Raw genomic sequence first — 16,800 nt, 5'->3', positions numbered from 1 at the left:
AGTTCTTTAGCATCTGTTCTGGTTGATTAGTCCATGCCATCCAATAGCCGCTTAATCTCTTCGATTTCCTTTTTTGATGTTTTCTCATTCCCCAAAAGCTGCATCATCAACTGAGATGCAGAACCTTTGTATAAGGTATTTACGAAACGGTCCAACAATTGAACTTTAGTTTTCTCCTCAGCCTCAACAGGAATATAAATGTGTTTCATTTGGCTTTCATCACGTTTTAATATCCCTTTTTCGGTTAAAATCTGCATTTGCTTTAAGGTTGAGGTATAATTTACCTCGCGCTGTTCGTTCAATTTATCATTTACAAACCGAACTGTAGATGGACCGAACTCCCATAACACCTGAAGAATTTCTAATTCAGCTTTGGTAGGTTCAGGCAGATTATTTTCAGTTTGATTACTTTTCATATTTTAAAGGTACGATATTTTTCGTACGATACAAATATTAGGTTATTTATTTTTTATAAACATTATTAAAACACTGATTTTAAGTCAATTAAAACAATTTAGTATTCTTCTTTAAAACACTGCATTATTCCTTGTATCTTCAAAAGCATGCCATTTACTAATCCAGTTTGATACAAAAGGCTGAAAAGAAACATTTTTTTATCACAATCATCAAACTATTTTATTCAGATCAGCGGAGATCCCATTCAAAACAAAATGATATTGATGAGACACAAAACATCTGATGTTATAAATAAACATCGTATGTTTGTACTGTTGATTCAAAACCATGAAAAAAGAAAGCAGACTTTTCGAACAGATATCCATCAAAATCAGGAATGATATTAATAAAGGTAAATTTAAAGTCGGAGAGAAAATTCCTTCAGAGCCAGCCTTGATGGAATTATATGGTGTTGGCCGCTCTACCATTCGGGAGGCAATAAAATCGCTAACCTTATCAGGAATCCTCACTGTGCAGCAAGGTTTTGGAACAAAAGTTAATGCCACCCCTAACGAGCCTATTGAGCAACGTTTACGCAGTTCTGACTTTGAAGAAATTAACCAGGTACGGGCTTTGCTCGAGCAGGAAATTGTTCGTTTAGCCACTAAAAACCGTACAGAATCAGACTTAGAGACAATTAGTAAGGCACTTGAAAAAAGAAAATTAGCCATTGAAAGTGAATCAAGAACTGAATGTGCCAATGCCGATATCGAATTTCACCTGGCTATTGCCAGTGCATCCGGGAACCGTGTACTGGCCGATCTTTATGGAAGTTTCACCGTAATTATCCGCGATTTTTTTGCCAAACGTGCACCTTCTGGTATTGCACATTTTGCAATGAGCCATTATTTACACCAGGCGTTATTTGAGGCCATCAATAACAGGAATGCTAATGCTGCCCGCGAAATCATCACGACCATATTGAACAACAATCATTAAATTATAAAATCATGTCAATTTTAACTTTTACCCTGATCTTACTCCTCGGGGCATACCTTGCAGGTCTTGTGGGCTCCTTAACCGGGCTCGGCGGTGGAGTAGTTGTAATTCCCCTGCTTACACTTGTTTTTCATGTTGATATTCGCTATGCCATCGGTGCAGCATTACTTGCTTCTATTGCCAATTCATCAGGTGCTGCAAGCGCGTATATAAAAGAAGGTATTACCAATATCCGATTAGGTATGTTTTTGGAAATTGCAACAACCGTAGGCGCAGTAGTTGGTGCATTAATCGCCATTTATACCCCTACAAATACTATAGCCATTCTTTTTGGCTGCGTTTTGCTTTTCTCAGCAGCTATGACTTTAAGAAAAAAGAACCAGGAAGCGTTAACAGAGGGCAGTAAACTTTCAGCGGTATTGAAACTCAATAGCAGCTACCCAACACCAACCGGACCGGTTGAGTATAAGCTTAAAAATGTAGGCGCTGGCTTTTCTATCATGACGGTAGCCGGCGTAATGTCGGGTTTATTGGGGATTGGTTCGGGTGCATTAAAGGTGCTGGCGATGGATACTGCAATGAAAATTCCTTTTAAGGTAAGTACAACCACCAGCAATTTCATGATCGGTGTAACCGCGGCCGCCAGTGCTGTAGTTTACCTGCAACGCGGTTATATGGATCCGGGAATCGCTTTACCCGTAGTGCTAGGTGTATTGGGAGGAGCATTTACAGGAGCCAAATTATTGACCAAAATTAATCCTTCAACCTTGAGGATTATTTTCTGTATCGCCATCACTTTCGTTGCACTCGAAATGATTTACAATGGTTATCACCACAAATTTTAATTTAAATGAAAATGAAAAATATCATCTCAACTCACCCTATACAAGACCGCGATGTAGAAAAAATTGTGGGCAAATTATTGAGGTTTGGTGTAATTACGGCAAGCCTGGTTGTTTTGTTAGGCGGCATACTTTTTTTAGTACAAAATGGTACACAAGTGCGGCCCGATTACCATATCTTTAAAGGTGAAGAAAATGAATTCATCACTTTCGATGGGATTTTTATCGGGCTTTTTACTTTTAAGCCAATGGCCATTATCCAGTTCGGCGTATTGCTATTGATCATTACCCCTATCATGCGCATTGTATTCTCTTTGTTTGCTTTTATACTTGAAAAGGATAAACTATATATTGTAATCACCTTAATTGTACTAGCCATAATTTTAGGCAGCACTCTTGGCGGATTAAAAATATAATCGCTCATTTTTTTTATACGATATACATGAAACTTTAAATATCCCATAAACAAATAACCATAAGAAAGCATCAAAACCTCCTATGGTTATTCCTTTAGTATTAAAAAGATCTCTTTATTCTTTAACATGTTTAATTACGGCAATCAGATCTTCCTCTCCATATTTGGCGGTTGCTGCCTCAAAAGTATTTAATGCGGTTTTGGCCAAAGGTGAATCAAGTCCGATTGCTTTGGCCAGGTTTAAATCTTTTACAATATGTTTAAGGGCAAAAGCAGGCTTATAGTTATCGGCTATAATGGCATCGCCTTTAATTTTGGTGAAGGTGTTAGCTATAGCTCCATTATTGAGCAGATTAAGCAGGTCTTCAGTTTCAATTCCCTGTTGATTGGCAAATACTACTGTTTCAGCCAAACCTTGGGTATATAGGGCCAGTAATGAATTAATGGCCAGTTTAGCCACATTACCAGCACCTGTATTACCCAGGCGTACTGCCATTTTACCTATTTTTTCTAGTATGGGTTTCACCTGTTCGAAAGCAGTTTCATCGCCACCCACCATAATCACCAATTGTCCTGTTTCTGCCTGTTTTACACTTCCAGAAACCGGTGAATCTAAATATTGTGCTCCTTTTTCTTTACACAGCGTGTCCATTTTTTTTGAAATAGCAGGAGAAACGGTACTCATATTAATTATGATTTTACCTGAAATTCCTGCGCTGAAAAGGCCTTCTGGTCCGTTAAAAATCTGCTCAATTGCAGCATCATCAGATACCATTAATATTACTACCTCTGTTTGGCTAATCAGATTTTTGGGCGTTTCGGCAATCAATGCACCCATTTCTTTCAAAGCGGTTTCTTTATCCTTACTCCTGTTATAAACGGTAACTGCGTAATCAGCTTTTATCAATTGTTCTGCCATTGGAATCCCCATATTGCCCAAGCCAATCCAACCTATTTTTATTGTGTTCATGTCGTTGTTTTTATGATAAACAAATGTGGTAAAGAAAAAGCTGAAATTATTTAGCAGTTGGTAAAAATACTACCGCAAAATGAAAAATCAGTAAATTAGTAGCTAATAAAATTTGATAGCACAAAAGCAATTCCAAATATGGCCAGCCTACTGAAAGATTTATACTCTCCTGCTTTTTATGATCGTTTAAGCAATGCCTTAGCGATTTGCATTCCAAAATTTGATAAAGGGAAATTTATTAAAGCGGTTTTTATTCCTGAATTTGAATCAAAGGAACTTAAAGAGCGGATGAAACATACCTCGAAGGTTTTGCATGGTTTTTTACCGGATGATTACCCACAAAGTATTGAACTGATCAAAAAAATAATTACACAATTAAGAACACAGGGAATCGGGGAAGATGGACTGGCTTATATGTTCCTGCCAGATTATATTGAAACTTATGGCATAAACGATTTTGAAAACTCAGTTGAGGCACTTGAGTTTGTCACCCAGTTCGTAAGCTGTGAATTTGCAGTGCGTCCTTTTATATTAAAGTACGAAAATCAAATGATTTTAAGGATGCAGCAATGGTCGCTGCACGAAAGCCATAGAGTGAGAAGGCTCGCCAGCGAAGGCAGCCGTCCGAGATTACCATGGGCCATGGGTATTCCGTTTCTGAAAAAAGACCCGATATCCATTTTACCGATACTGGAAAATCTTAAAACAGATCCATCAGAATATGTAAGACGGAGTGTTGCCAACAGCTTAAATGATATTGCAAAAGATCATCCCCAGGTTGTTTTAAATATGGCCAAAAAATGGTCGGGTTTGGGTGCCGAAACAGATGCTATTATTAAACATGGCAGTCGTACATTACTTAAACAGGGCCATGCCGATATCCTTAAACATTATGGTTTAGATGATGCAGGGATTTTATTAAAAGATTTCAAAATCTTAACGCCCAAGATCAGGATTGGCGAAAGCCTGGAGTTTTCGTTTGCTATCCTCAATGAAAACACCTCCAAACAAAAAGTAAGATTGGAATACGCCATTTATTATAAAAAACAAAATGGGCAGAACACCAAAAAAGTATATAAAATTTCAGAAAGGATTTATCCTGCGGGTGCAACAATAAACGTCATCAGAAAACAAAAATTTGTACTGATTACCACACGTAAATTTCATTTAGGCGACCACCAGATTTCGATGATTATCAATGGTGCCGAAAAGGAAATCTCGCATTTTGAATTAACGGCTTAACTTTAATTTTAATTCATCAAGTAAAGCGATTTGTTTTTCGTTAATGTGCGTAACGGCATCAGCATAAGCAAACCAATTGGCTTTGTCTATTTCTGCAAAACTTTGCTTTTTACCAGATCGTGGCGGCCATTCTATTTCGAAGGTATTGCTAACAATTGTTGAAGGATCGAGATCTCCTTCCACTGCCCAGCATAATACTTTTTTACCTCCCTTTTGTATAATAGAGGTTAATTCAATGAAATTCCCGGTTAAGCTTTGGCCTGTTTCCTCTTTAAATTCGCGGATGGCAGCCGTTAAAGATTCTTCGTCTTCATTTAATTCTCCTTTTGGCACAGTCCAAAAACCAAGATCCTTTTTGGCAAAGAATGGCCCACCGGGATGAACCAGAAAAAATTCGACCTGCTGATCTTTTCTTCTGAAGAGTAATATTCCGGCGCTTTGTTTCATAAGGGTAAGGTAGGAATTGTATCCAAAGAAGTCAAGTTTTAAAAAACTTGACTTCTTTCAAATCAATAAAAAAAGCAGCCAAATTTTGAAAAATTTGGCTGCTTTATATAATCTGGTATGATGAGATTTTTGGGAGACGTTTTTTACAACAATCCGTACAAACCGTGAGCATAGTTCCTTAATGATGACGATACCGTCTTCATCTTGTCAGGTGATGGGCCCTTTACTTTATACGCTTCGGGATGAAGTTCTAAAGGCTGTTCATTAACTTGTTCTAAGGTGTTTTTGTTGCCTAGTGTTGCATTTTGTTCTTCGCTTAATTTTAAAGGTGCCATGATCTTGAATTTATACTAGAACAACAGAAATATCAGGAATTAGTTTGCCCTTTTTTATTAATTTTTTAAAATTGTTTTTCAAGATCCGAAACCCAGTTTTCGGTATCCGAAATTTTAACCGGAACAGCCGAAGCAACCATTTTCAATATTCCTCCGGAATTAATCTCTTCCTGGGTGATAAAGTTCTTTTTAAAAGGCTTTCCGTTGAGAAAAACAACCTTGATATATTTATTTTTCAAGCTAAAATTTTCAGTTTCGATCGTAAAAGTCTTTCCATTCGGCAGGTTATAGCTTAACGATGGAAATAAAGGCACGTTTAAATAATAAATCGGCCACCCTACGCAGGCAGGAGAAAAACCGCTTGCCGCAAAAACATACCAGGCACTCATCGCTCCGGCATCATCGTCCATCGTACGCAGATAAGCATCTGGCTGGTTTCTGTAAATTTTACCGATGTAACTGCCGATTCCGCGGCTGTTATCGTTAAAGTAATTCTGGATTACCGTATCAGCCGCCAATTGATGCATCCAGTACTGCGATTTATAACCAGACCTGGTAATATTATACATCAATGGCACCTGCAAATCTGGTTCATTGGCATGGTTGTATAAGTCACGGGCAAAAAATTCATCCAGTTTTGCCAGATAAGATTCTTCTCCTCCGTCCAATTCAATTAATCCTTTAAAATCATAAGGCACAAACCACCGGTATTGCCAAATGGTTCCCTGGTATAAACCGCGGGCCTGCATGCGGTCAACATCATTTTTGGTCATATCTTTAAAGTCTTTGTTCCAATATTTCTTGTATTCAAGTGCTTTATTGAGATAAAAATCAGATTTTTCTTTATTCTTTAAAATCCTGAAGATTTCTGCCAATGCCCAGTTATCGTAACTCGATTCTAAAGCTTTATCCGGAGATTTATAATCCAGACCATTTGCTTCTTTCTCTAGTGAATCTGCAATTTTATTAAAATCTACCGGATAGCCCTTACGGTAGGCATCAAGCAAAACCACAATGGCATGTTCTGAGCGTACAGTATTTGAGGGTTCATTCTGCCCCGCATAATCTTTTTTACCTGAGTTATACAGATCAGCAATAGAACTCACCATTCCGGCATACCTGTCTTGTTCAATTAGCGAAAGCAAGGGTAACTGTGTACGGTAATTGTCCCATATCGCCCAGCCGTTGTAACGGATTTCTTTATCTTTCTGAATTTCACCCTTTGTATTGCGATATGTTCCGTCGGTTTCAGAAATCACATAAGGCGACTGCATGGTACGGTATAAAAGCGAGTAGAACAACTTTGCACTTTCCAGATCGCCATTTACGGTAATTTTAGAAAGATTTGAATTCCAATCGGCGTTGCTTTGTTCTTTTACGGTATTGAACGGATTTTTATTGATAGCTGCTTTTGCGGCTTCGACACTGACAGAAGAAAGGGCGATATTGATTCCTGCCGAAGTTACCGCTCCTTTGAGCATGGCAATCATTTTATGATCGCCGATTACTTTCCATGACACATTATCGCCGATTTCCATATAGTAGAACATCTTGTATTTACCTGCACCACAGGTTGTTCTTGAGGTAATCCATCCGCTTACCGTATTACCGTTCACATCGTGAGATTCAGCTACAAAAGCACCGTTAAAAGCATAACCTAAATCGAGGTAAAAACCTTTAGGGCCTTTCGGAAATTGATAAGCATGCTTTCCAGCCTTGCCTAATACGGTAAAACTGGCTTTAATGTTATTTTCAAAACCAACTTCATAATATCCCGGACTGGCTTTTTCAGAAACCTTAATCAGCTCTGACTGTGCCGGATCGTTACCTAAAAATGGTTTGATGAAAATATTACCGCCCGAGCCCTGACAGCCTACACCTTCAAACCGGTTGTGTGTAAAACCTTCGAATTTCCTGGCCAGGTATTCGTACCCCGTATGTGTTTTAGGGTAAGTCTGCGGACCAATGCTCAACATACTAAAAGGTGCCGATGCAGCTGGCGACATCTGCCCATGATCGGCAGAAGAGCCTAGAAAAACATTCACCTGATCAACAGGTTTAGCAGTTCTAATAGAAAAATGTTGTGCTTTTTGTTGTGCTAAAACGTTTAATGAAAGAAGCGGCAATAAGGCCAATAATTTAAAGGGAAACTTCATTATAGGGTGCTGGTTTGTAATTCGGCCTAAAATAACATTTTAACATGAAGTTGATATTATGTGTTAGGTTCTTTACAAAATGGGAGAAAATGCTTTAACAAATATGTTTGTTTATTTTGAAGCGCAATGCCTTTACTAAACAAGAAGTTTCCTCCCGTTTTTCGTTTTTACGCTTCGCTGCCTCGTACCTCGTTGCTGCAGGGTAAACGCTTCAACCGGGGCTAGGTGGCTACAGCAGTATTTCATTTGTTTGGCTGCAGGGTGTACAAACTCTTGTTTCTAAACCCGATTGCAATGAAAAGCCCACAGCGATGGACTTATAATGGAAAGCGGGACTGAAGATGCCAAGACCACCTGAACTGCTCATTTCCTAGTCAAACATATTCTATTTCGGTCTGTGAGACACCAACCCATAGGATAATAAGAAAAAACACAACACTTTTTATAGAATAACCACATCACTATTTAATATAGTCCCAAGGCAAGGATATCACAATAAAAGAAAGGGGTACACTACAGGAAAAATTTACGAATGCATTAATCGCATTAAAGAATATTCAGGAAAAGAGCATGGCTGCTATGCAATCAAAGAACTTCCCAAGTAGGAACATTAGAGAGGTTTTATTAAAAAACAGTTTTATAAAATAACAAGTTTGTTCCCGTTTTCTGCTTTTACGGTTCGCGGCCTCGTTGCTGCGGGGTAACGCTTTAACCGCGGCTATTAGGCCACAATAGTTTTCATTTTTGAGGTTAGGACGCATAGCCCACAGTTCTTAAACCCGACAACAGTGACAGCCTCCGATTTTTTCTATCGGAGCTATAGCGAATGGCGGGACTGCAAACCGCCAGGAACCACAAGCCCTTCCTTTCCTAAAGCCATTTTCGATATTAGTTTATTGAAAAATAGATTTCAAATTAAAATTGCTTCCCCGAAAATCGGTCCAAACTGTCGGCTGAAAAAGCCTCATCGCAATGACGATTTCCTATTGAGAGGTATTATGGTACTGACTCTACCTGCTTAGATCTTATCCAGGCAGATTTTGCTTCGCAGAGCCTTCGGGTTCTCGACTGCGTTACACCCGATTGCTATCGGGTCTGCTCGAAATGACGATTCTTCGAGGAGATACATAAAAAAGCCGTCCCAATTTTTAAACTGGGACGGCTCTTAAAATTTTATCTAATTATTTAATATTAACCGGAACAGAAATTTTATCCCAATCTAAAGAGAAACCACTTTTGGTAATTTTGTAAACCAAACGTTCTTGTGTTGCTTTTAATGCTTTGGTTTTAACTTCTACGCGTAAAGCATCTTTTGCTTCTTCGTATTTGTAAGCACCCCATTGTTTAGGTTCTTTGTTAAAAATGGCTGTCCACGTTCCGCTTTCTTTAGGAATTAAAAAGAAGCTGTATTTTCCTGCAGCCAAAGGTTTACCTTCTACCACGATATCTTTATCGGTTTCGAAAGTTGTAGCCTCGTTTGCACCAGCACGCCATACTTTGTCGAATGCTTCCAGGCCTCCCCAGATTTTACGTCCTTTTACGGCTGGGCTGCTGTAATTGATGGTGATGGTTGCACCTTTAACTTTTCCGGTTGCTGTAGCCGCGGGACTTGGCTTAGGCTGAGCATCTTGAGCCATTGCACTTACAGAAACGGTAATTGCTGTAAAGAGCAACGCGATTGATTTAATCATCGTTTTCATAGAATTATATTTATTTGTTTTTGTTGTTTTTTTGATTTTACGAATTTATGGCTTTCGGTTGAATAAAACTATAATCCCAGTGTCTAAAAACGCTGGAAATGCTTTATTATTTCACTTCTGATTTTCTATTTTTTCCGACCCACAAACCTAATTACAGAACCTTGCCCGTTATGGAACAAACCTTCGCTCAGTTCAATTTCTTTTTCTTCCAATACAATAATCTCATAATTTTCGAAATCGGCTCTTATTTCTTCGACAGAAAATAGCATATCGATTTCTTTTGGTCCACCAACTTTTTCATTTTTGGCAAGATAATCAAGATGTTTCTTGCTAAAAGCTTCGAAAATAAGCAAACCGCCCTTGCGCAAATAATTGCTTAGTGTTTTGTGGTAGGTTGATTTAATTGCTGATGGAAAGTGAGCATAAATTAAGGCAATGGCATCAAACTGTTCAGCTTTATAGTCCAGCTCCTGAAGTTCGCCCAACTGATAATCAATGCTAACGTTATTGTTTTCTGCAACTTGTAGTGCTTTGTTTTTTCCTTCAATACTAATATCAAAGGCTGAAACCTTCCAACCGAGTTTAGCTGCAAAAACAGCATTTCGGCCTTCGCCTTCTGCCGGAAAAAGTATTGTTCCGGTCTTGAGTTGCACCAACTGCTCTTTTAAATAGTTATTCGGTTGTTCACCATAAGCAAACTCATCAGTACTGTATCGGTCATTCCATCTATCAACCCAAGCGTCGTTCATATTTAGCGTTATCTATTTTACCGAAAATAAAGGTATTACATTTTAGGCTTGTGCACGGCGAATGAATATCTGCTGCACGTAAAAATTAACGTTATTTGTCGGATACGGTTTTGGGGTTAGCAAACAAGAGGCCGATTACTGAGAACATAATTACTGCTGCTGCACCGATTACATTGAGCCAGAGGAATGAAACAATATTGAACTCATATACAGCGACAACGGTAACTTCGGAAAGGATGGCTGCAATAAAAACCAGGGAGCCGTTTATCTTTTTAAAATAAAATGCCACCAGGAAAATACCTAAAATTGGCCCATAAAATAGCGAGCCCAGTACATTAACGGCTTCAATCAGCGAACCCATTTGTGTAGCAAACATGGCAACAGCTATTGAAAAAATACCCCAGGCTAAAGTATGTAAACGGCTATATTTTAATTCAGTTTCATCATCTACTTCTTTTTTACCGAAAATGAGGTGTACATCTTTTAAGGAACAGGCGGCCAGCGAATTTAATGCTGCTGAAATAGAGCCCCAACTGGCCAAAAATATGACAGCGAAAAGCAGTCCGATCATCCCAACGGGAAGCGTATTCTTTACAAAGTATAAAAAGATATAATTGGTATCGGTTTTTTCTGCATTGTAATTCGATTTGTTGATGGCCTCTTCCACTCTGCCGTGCAGTTCTTTTACCTGTTTTTGGGTCGATTTAAAATTCGCTATTGAAGAATTTAAAGATGGTGATTGCTTTTCCTTTTCTACAAGGATATTTTTTGATTGCTGGTTAAATTTCTGCGCTAAAACATCGTGTTCCTTTTCGAAAGCTGCGGCTTGCTGAGGTTGGGTTTCTTTTAAATACTGATAGGACCTTTCATTGAAATAAATTGGTGCCGGTTTTAAAGAGAAAAAAGCAAATAATAATGCACCGATTAAGAGGATAGCAAACTGCATCGGTATTTTAACCAATCCATTTAATAATAATCCCATTTTAGCATTGGTATTGTCTTTTGCGGTAATATATCTTCCAACCTGGCTCTGATCTGTGCCGAAGTAAGAAAGTGCGAGAAAAAAACCTCCAATTAAACCACTCCAGATATTGTATTTATCCTTCCAGTCGAAATCGGTGGTAATTACATTTAATTTACCCGATTTCCCGGCCAGGTAAAGCGCATCTTTAAATCCGATTCCATCAGGCATGTGCTGCACCAAAAGGTATCCGGCGAATGCCATGGTACCCAGGATAATCAAAAACTGTAGTTTTTGTGTATGTGCAATTGCCTTAGCTCCGCCTACATAAGTATAAATCAATAAAATGCCGCCGGTAAGGATATTGGTTAAATAAATATTCCAGTTTAAAACACTGGATAGGATAATACTGGGTGCGTAAATACTGATCCCCGTTGATAATCCACGCGAGAACAGAAATAGCAATGAAGTTAAAACCCTTGTTTTTTTATCAAAACGATTCTCCAAATATTCGTAGGCTGTATATACATTTAACCGTTGAAAAATCGGGATGAAAGTAATGCAGATCACAATCATTGCCAGGGGCAGACCAAAATAATACTGCACGAAGCGCATGCCATCAGTATAGGCCTGCCCTGGTGCTGATAAAAAAGTAATCGCACTTGCCTGTGTAGCCATAATACCCAATAGCACAATGTACCAGGGCATTTTATTATCGGCCTTTAAATAGGATGCATTACTTTTTTGCCCGCGACCAATAAAAACGCCATAGGTTACCACAGCAAGTAAAGTAAATATCAGTACGGACCAATCGATATTACTCATGCCCAGAATTTAGTAAACAGGTAATAAAATACAATCTGAAATACCAGTGCAAGTGCCAAAAGGATGTACCAGGTGTTCCAGTTTTTAAGTCGGTTTTTCATCACTTCCCGGCTGATAAAAAGTTAAAGAACAACCTGGCTGCGCCAACATTTCCGGCGGGCAATTGTCTAAAAAATGCCAGAGGCGTATAAATGAAATTTCCCTTGCCATATTTAGCATACAGGGTTGAGCCTCGAAGCGGCTCTTCACCGGTATCGTTCATTTCGAAAAGGGGTTCGTATTTGGCATCCCATTGATCAGGGAAATAAGCTCCACGCTCCTGCACCCAGCCTTTAAAATCCTCGGCAGTAATTTTATTCGGATAATTTAAGAGTTTATGGCCAGGGTTCAAGAATTTAACCTCCGCATTTTCTTCGGTAACCCTTTTGCCACTAATCGAGAATGGATAAATCCCGAAATCCTGTAAGGCCATGTCCTGTGTGGTATTGTACTGCATTACAATGGTTCCGCCATTTTCTACATAATTACGCAATGCAGTTTGCCAGTTTTTAATCCTTTTCTCAGTATTGATCATCCTTACGCCAGTTACCACGGCATCATAAGTGGCCAGTTTTGAAGCATTTAGGATGTCGGCTTCATTAAGTACATCTACTTGCAAACCAGCCTGTCTTAAAAATTCAGGGATTAAGTCGCCTGCTCCTTCAATGTATCCAATTTTTTTGGCCAATACCTTCACATCGCCTTTGATCAACCAGGTGGTAGCGGGCACAAAATACTGCAAGGTTGGTAAATGCGGGTATTGGATCAATACCTGACCTTTGGAATATTCATTCGCTTCTGACGAGAAAACAGCTTCAAGCTTATTCTGACTGGTTTTTATTTTGGCCAGATCTTCAACCGGGATCAGAAAATCTTTGGTGGTGATGGTATTCTCTGGCAAATTGATTCCCTGAAAGGTTTTTATCACCTGATTGCCAATCTTAAAACTCACTTTACCATAATTGATGTTTTTATTTGCTCTTAAACGGAGTGTAACACTTAACGCTTCTTTTTCTTTAGCAAAATAAACAGGCTCGGCAAAACTCAAATCAAGCGGTGGAATAATCCGCAGGGTTTCTACAACGTCACCTTTAACAGGATCTAATTTTTTATAAGATAAGGGCAGTTTAATCTCAAATTTTTCATTTTCAATCTTTAGCGACAATAACACATTAAGTGGCGACTGCATTTCTGGTAATCCGATTAAGGTATCGTTGGCAACACTGAAAGTCGCAGCATCTTTTGCTGGTTTGGCCAGCCAATAAGGTTCGGTAATTGCCGCATCAGCTGGAACCTGAATTTTACGTTCAATGGTAATCAGCGAATCGTTAGATAGAGTCCTGTTCAGGTTATCTGTTTGGTTTAACCAGTTTACACTTACTAACGTTACCGGAGTGGCTGATCTCGAAATTAAATTTAAACGGAAATTATATCCATTGCCTGCTATGGCTTCGGGCTGGTTTGTAACCACTTCGCCCATAAAACCTGCACAACTTAAAATAATCTGATCGATAGCCGCCAGTTTATCTTTTCTTAAACCCGGATCCTGTAATTCGGCAATTTTCTTTCTCAGCATCAACAGTCCATGCAGGCTTTTATCTGGCTGGTTGTAATTGAAAGATAACAACACAATATCAATCAGTTCATCAATATCACCAATTCCTTTTTCCGACCAGTTAAGGTTTAATCCATCAAATATTGTCCGCTTTGCAGGGTCGCCCAAAATATTGGTAAAATACTCAGTGCGTACACCAGCCACGGATTGTGTTCCTGCGCCCTGGCTTTTATGCAGACTTCGGCTTAAACCGGCCAACTCGCCATACCCCATGCCCAACTGTGCATCGTACTGACCAACGGTTACTTTTAACTGATTCTCGGCTGTAGTGTTTACAGATCCGAACCTGAAGGTATTCCACAACAATCTTTTTGGTTGCCAAACTGAAACGTATTTCAGCTGGTTGGGAAACATATTTTTATCGGCGGCAGCTTTGAAAGCCTTTTCTGCAACAACTGCAGAAGCAGCATGCTGTCCATGTCCTGCAGCAACGGTAGGCGGGAAACGGCAGATGATCACATCAGGTCTGAATTTTCTGATTACCCAAACCACATCAGCCGTAATGCTATCGGCATCCCACTGTTTAAAAGTATCGTTGGTATTTTTTGAAAAACCAAAATCAATGGCCCGGGTGAAAAACTGTTGTGCACCATCTAACCTCCGTGCTTCCAAAAGTTCGTGCGTTCTGATCAGGCCCAGGGCTGCGCCTTGTTCGGTACCCAAAAGGTTTTGCCCGCCATCTCCCCTGGTAAGTGATAAATAGGCCGTTTCTACATTTTGATCGTTAATTAACCACGAAAGTAAGCCTGTATTTTCATCATCCGGATGGGCTGCTAAATATAAAACTTTAGGCAGGTGTTTTAAGGTTTTGAGTTCTCTATAAATCTCTGAAGATTTTGCCGGGCGAACTTGTTGCGCCGCACAGAACATTACCGGTAAACATAGGGTGAATATGGCAGTTAATCTTTTAAACATATTATTTGTTTTGCGAAATTCAAATATGCTCAAAAAGCTTTTACTTTAGTGCCTCCGAAACGAAAAAGGTACAAATTAGTTTAGTCTGACGTCCTGAGTCCATAGCCTACAGTCTTAAGCGCCATCCATTGCCTAGAACCCACAGACCATTATTTTTAGTACCCTTTCATTCTGTGAAGATACAGAACCAGGGAATTTCAAAACAAGTTTAACCTTTACTAGTTTTTTATCCAAATTTTATCTGCCTCGGTGTTTTTATCCTTAATATTGCAGCATAAATTTAACCTATGAATGGGATGGTCCTCATCATTGATGATGAAAAGAAAATTTGCAGTTTACTTTCCAGGATTATAGAGCTCGAAGGTTTTAAAACCTTACAGGCCAATACCGGAAAAGAAGGGCTAAAGCTTTTAAAAAGTAATGACGTTAGCATTGTCATCAGTGATGTAAAGCTTCCCGATGTAAATGGTGTTGCGCTGGTTAAAGATATCAAAACCATAAAACCCTACGTAGAAATTATTAACCTTACCGCTTATGGTACCATTGCCGATGGTGTTTTGGCTATCAAAAATGGGGCATTTGATTATCTCGTAAAAGGCGACGATAACGAGAAAATTATTCCGCTTTTATACAAAGCGATGGATAAATCAAATCTGCAGCGCAGGGTTTCCGATCTCGAAAACAAAATCACGAGGAAACATAGCTTCGATACAATTATCGGTCAGTCAAAAACATTAAAGGAAGCCATTGATCTGGCAAAAAAAGTAAGCACAACAGATACTACCGTTTTATTGCTCGGTGAAACCGGAACAGGAAAAGAAGTTTTTGCACAGTCTATCCATTACGAAAGTCTTAGGTCGGCAAAACCATTTGTTGCCTTAAACTGCAGCGGTTTTAGTCCGGATTTATTGGAGAGCGAATTATTCGGATATAAAGCCGGGGCCTTCACGGGTGCCAATAAAGATAAGAAAGGGTTATTGGAAGAAGCTAATGGGGGTACTTTGCTGCTAGATGAAATCGGCGAGATGAACCTCGATTTACAGGCAAAATTGTTGCGTGTTCTGGAAAGTCAGACTTTTATCAAAGTAGGCGATACCCAAACCCAACAGGTAAATGTTCGGATTTTAGCAGCTACCAATAAAGATTTAAAAGCTGATGCACTATCAGGAAAATTCCGGTCTGATCTCTACTACCGGCTTTCAGTTTTCACCATCACCTTGCCTCCACTACGTGAGCGTAAAGCCGACATCCCTGCACTGGCCATACATTACCTGAAAGAATTTGCCAATAAGGTAAATCGATCGGCACCAAAAATGGATGATAAAATCTTATCCATATTGAGCGTACACAGTTGGAAAGGAAATATTCGTGAATTAAAAAACGTAATCGAGCGTTTGGTTATTTTATCAGATGGCGATGTCTTAAGTACTGCAGCTCTCCCACCCGAATTCTTTGAGTTTATACCAATAGAAAACGATTATAACCTGCAACAGATAGAAAAACAGCACATTCAAAAGGTGCTTATCCACACCAAAGGGAACAAAACCGAAACTTCGAGGTTATTGGGAATCGGTTTAACTACACTTTACCGAAAAATAGAGGAATATCAGATTAGAGAGGTTTAAAGGCAGGAAGGATGAAGGTCAAAGTTGGAATGTTTAAAGGTTGGAATGTTTTGAATCCGAGAACATCAGGATTACTTTTCTCATCTGTCTCAAATCTTACATCTTTTTAAACTTCAAACCTGATCCACTTGTCGCCTTCATGGCCGAAAATAAAGGACCCCGGATGCAACATCTCAGCAATATCTTCTATTAGAGAAACGGCGTTTTCTGCAGTTCTCTCGCGTTCTACATCATCGTTCAATAGGATTATCCGGTTATTTTTTACGGCTGGCCAATCGGCATCTAATACAGAAGGAACTTCCCGCATTAAATCAGTAAGCGTTTTGCCCGGCTGATAATAAATGATGAAAACGGCGCTTAAAATATCGGTTTCTAACATGCCTCCTGCCAATGCAATTTCTTCTGACAACAGATAGCCTGGATAATTACCGGTATCTATACAGGCTACAGGCATTTTATCCATAAATTTAATCTTGTGTTCCACTAAATCTAAACGTTCCTGCAATTCTTCCTGTTTAGCTTCATCGAGGCCAATAAATAAATCGTTTAAAAAAGACATCTGCATTAAA

The 16,800-nt window shown here is 39.1% G+C and carries 15 protein-coding genes; 5 read left to right on the top strand and 10 right to left on the bottom strand.

Annotated elements, in window-relative coordinates; translation table 11 throughout:
- Positions 1–26 precede the first annotated feature (26 nt).
- Complete coding sequence (locus tag FFJ24_RS01220; RefSeq protein ID WP_138820429.1) at positions 27–416, bottom strand: BlaI/MecI/CopY family transcriptional regulator; 390 nt, start codon at positions 414–416, stop codon at positions 27–29.
- A 328-nt stretch (positions 417–744) separates the two neighbouring features.
- On the opposite strand from FFJ24_RS01220, the gene FFJ24_RS01215 reads away from it, so the two are divergent.
- The 3 genes from FFJ24_RS01215 to FFJ24_RS01205 are packed head-to-tail and all read left to right on the top strand — an operon-like array spanning position 745 to position 2,653.
- Positions 745–1,395 (top strand): FadR/GntR family transcriptional regulator, encoded by a 651-nt coding sequence (locus FFJ24_RS01215; RefSeq protein WP_138820428.1) that lies wholly within the window; start codon positions 745–747, stop codon positions 1,393–1,395.
- An 11-nt stretch (positions 1,396–1,406) separates the two neighbouring features.
- Positions 1,407–2,240, top strand: a complete 834-nt coding sequence (locus FFJ24_RS01210; protein ID WP_138820427.1) for a sulfite exporter TauE/SafE family protein — start codon at positions 1,407–1,409, stop codon at positions 2,238–2,240.
- Between the two features lie 11 nt (positions 2,241–2,251).
- Complete coding sequence (locus FFJ24_RS01205) at positions 2,252–2,653, top strand: DUF1634 domain-containing protein (RefSeq protein WP_138820426.1); 402 nt, start codon at positions 2,252–2,254, stop codon at positions 2,651–2,653.
- Positions 2,654–2,767: 114 nt separating this feature from the next.
- On the opposite strand, the gene FFJ24_RS01200 is transcribed toward FFJ24_RS01205, so the two are convergent.
- Positions 2,768–3,622, bottom strand: coding sequence for an NAD(P)-dependent oxidoreductase (locus FFJ24_RS01200; RefSeq protein ID WP_138820425.1), 855 nt, complete (start codon positions 3,620–3,622; stop codon positions 2,768–2,770).
- 138 nt (positions 3,623–3,760) lie between these two features.
- Between FFJ24_RS01200 and FFJ24_RS01195 the strand changes: the two genes are divergently transcribed.
- Complete coding sequence (locus FFJ24_RS01195; RefSeq protein ID WP_138820424.1) at positions 3,761–4,864, top strand: DNA alkylation repair protein; 1,104 nt, start codon at positions 3,761–3,763, stop codon at positions 4,862–4,864.
- Here FFJ24_RS01195 and FFJ24_RS01190 read toward each other — a convergent pair.
- From FFJ24_RS01190 to FFJ24_RS01160, 7 genes are all read right to left on the bottom strand, one after another.
- Positions 4,853–5,311, bottom strand: a complete 459-nt coding sequence (locus FFJ24_RS01190) for an NUDIX domain-containing protein (RefSeq protein WP_138820423.1) — start codon at positions 5,309–5,311, stop codon at positions 4,853–4,855. The genes FFJ24_RS01195 and FFJ24_RS01190 overlap by 12 nt on opposite strands.
- Before the next feature lie 143 nt (positions 5,312–5,454).
- The gene (locus FFJ24_RS01185) at positions 5,455–5,646 is read right to left on the bottom strand and encodes a hypothetical protein (RefSeq protein WP_138820422.1); all 192 of its coding nucleotides are present in this window, start codon (positions 5,644–5,646) and stop codon (positions 5,455–5,457) included.
- Between the two features lie 65 nt (positions 5,647–5,711).
- Positions 5,712–7,802, bottom strand: a complete 2,091-nt coding sequence (locus tag FFJ24_RS01180; RefSeq protein ID WP_138820421.1) for a glycoside hydrolase domain-containing protein — start codon at positions 7,800–7,802, stop codon at positions 5,712–5,714.
- Positions 7,803–8,983: 1,181 nt separating this feature from the next.
- Positions 8,984–9,502, bottom strand: coding sequence for a DUF2911 domain-containing protein (locus FFJ24_RS01175; RefSeq protein WP_138820420.1), 519 nt, complete (start codon positions 9,500–9,502; stop codon positions 8,984–8,986).
- A gap of 125 nt (positions 9,503–9,627) precedes the next feature.
- Positions 9,628–10,251 carry a bifunctional 2-polyprenyl-6-hydroxyphenol methylase/3-demethylubiquinol 3-O-methyltransferase UbiG gene (locus tag FFJ24_RS01170; protein WP_138820419.1) on the bottom strand — a complete coding sequence of 208 codons (624 nt, stop codon included), beginning with the start codon at positions 10,249–10,251 and terminating at the stop codon, positions 9,628–9,630.
- 91 nt (positions 10,252–10,342) lie between these two features.
- The gene (locus tag FFJ24_RS01165) at positions 10,343–12,037 is read right to left on the bottom strand and encodes a sodium:solute symporter (RefSeq protein WP_138820418.1); all 1,695 of its coding nucleotides are present in this window, start codon (positions 12,035–12,037) and stop codon (positions 10,343–10,345) included.
- A 100-nt stretch (positions 12,038–12,137) separates the two neighbouring features.
- Positions 12,138–14,606: a PIG-L family deacetylase gene (locus tag FFJ24_RS01160; protein WP_138820417.1), complete on the bottom strand. Its 2,469-nt coding sequence runs from the start codon at positions 14,604–14,606 to the stop codon at positions 12,138–12,140.
- 287 nt (positions 14,607–14,893) lie between these two features.
- Here FFJ24_RS01160 and FFJ24_RS01155 point away from each other — a divergent pair, with 287 nt between their 5' ends.
- On the top strand, positions 14,894–16,231 hold the full coding sequence (locus FFJ24_RS01155) for a sigma-54 dependent transcriptional regulator (protein ID WP_138820416.1): 1,338 nt from the start codon (positions 14,894–14,896) through the stop codon (positions 16,229–16,231).
- A gap of 106 nt (positions 16,232–16,337) precedes the next feature.
- On the opposite strand, the gene FFJ24_RS01150 is transcribed toward FFJ24_RS01155, so the two are convergent.
- Complete coding sequence (locus tag FFJ24_RS01150; RefSeq protein WP_138820415.1) at positions 16,338–16,790, bottom strand: hypothetical protein; 453 nt, start codon at positions 16,788–16,790, stop codon at positions 16,338–16,340.
- Between the last annotated feature and the right edge of the window lie 10 nt (positions 16,791–16,800).

It is taken from the genome of Pedobacter sp. KBS0701 (assembly GCF_005938645.2).
In the GTDB taxonomy this organism is placed as follows: Bacteria; Bacteroidota; Bacteroidia; order Sphingobacteriales; family Sphingobacteriaceae; genus Pedobacter.
Note: the sequence above shows the minus strand (reverse complement) of the source record. Positions and strands in the feature narration are given on the sequence as shown.

Bases quoted from the DNA above. Each gene is read 5' to 3' on its own strand.
- FFJ24_RS01220 (WP_138820429.1), bottom strand. From the start codon at position 416: ATGAAAAGTAATCAAACTGAAAATAATCTGCCTGAACCTACCAAAGCT.
- FFJ24_RS01215 (WP_138820428.1), top strand. From the start codon at position 745: ATGAAAAAAGAAAGCAGACTTTTCGAACAGATATCCATCAAAATCAGG.
- FFJ24_RS01210 (WP_138820427.1), top strand. From the start codon at position 1,407: ATGTCAATTTTAACTTTTACCCTGATCTTACTCCTCGGGGCATACCTT.
- FFJ24_RS01205 (WP_138820426.1), top strand. From the start codon at position 2,252: ATGAAAAATATCATCTCAACTCACCCTATACAAGACCGCGATGTAGAA.
- FFJ24_RS01200 (WP_138820425.1), bottom strand. From the start codon at position 3,622: ATGAACACAATAAAAATAGGTTGGATTGGCTTGGGCAATATGGGGATT.
- FFJ24_RS01195 (WP_138820424.1), top strand. From the start codon at position 3,761: ATGGCCAGCCTACTGAAAGATTTATACTCTCCTGCTTTTTATGATCGT.
- FFJ24_RS01190 (WP_138820423.1), bottom strand. From the start codon at position 5,311: ATGAAACAAAGCGCCGGAATATTACTCTTCAGAAGAAAAGATCAGCAG.
- FFJ24_RS01185 (WP_138820422.1), bottom strand. From the start codon at position 5,646: ATGGCACCTTTAAAATTAAGCGAAGAACAAAATGCAACACTAGGCAAC.
- FFJ24_RS01180 (WP_138820421.1), bottom strand. From the start codon at position 7,802: ATGAAGTTTCCCTTTAAATTATTGGCCTTATTGCCGCTTCTTTCATTA.
- FFJ24_RS01175 (WP_138820420.1), bottom strand. From the start codon at position 9,502: ATGAAAACGATGATTAAATCAATCGCGTTGCTCTTTACAGCAATTACC.
- FFJ24_RS01170 (WP_138820419.1), bottom strand. From the start codon at position 10,251: ATGAACGACGCTTGGGTTGATAGATGGAATGACCGATACAGTACTGAT.
- FFJ24_RS01165 (WP_138820418.1), bottom strand. From the start codon at position 12,037: ATGAGTAATATCGATTGGTCCGTACTGATATTTACTTTACTTGCTGTG.
- FFJ24_RS01160 (WP_138820417.1), bottom strand. From the start codon at position 14,606: ATGTTTAAAAGATTAACTGCCATATTCACCCTATGTTTACCGGTAATG.
- FFJ24_RS01155 (WP_138820416.1), top strand. From the start codon at position 14,894: ATGAATGGGATGGTCCTCATCATTGATGATGAAAAGAAAATTTGCAGT.
- FFJ24_RS01150 (WP_138820415.1), bottom strand. From the start codon at position 16,790: ATGTCTTTTTTAAACGATTTATTTATTGGCCTCGATGAAGCTAAACAG.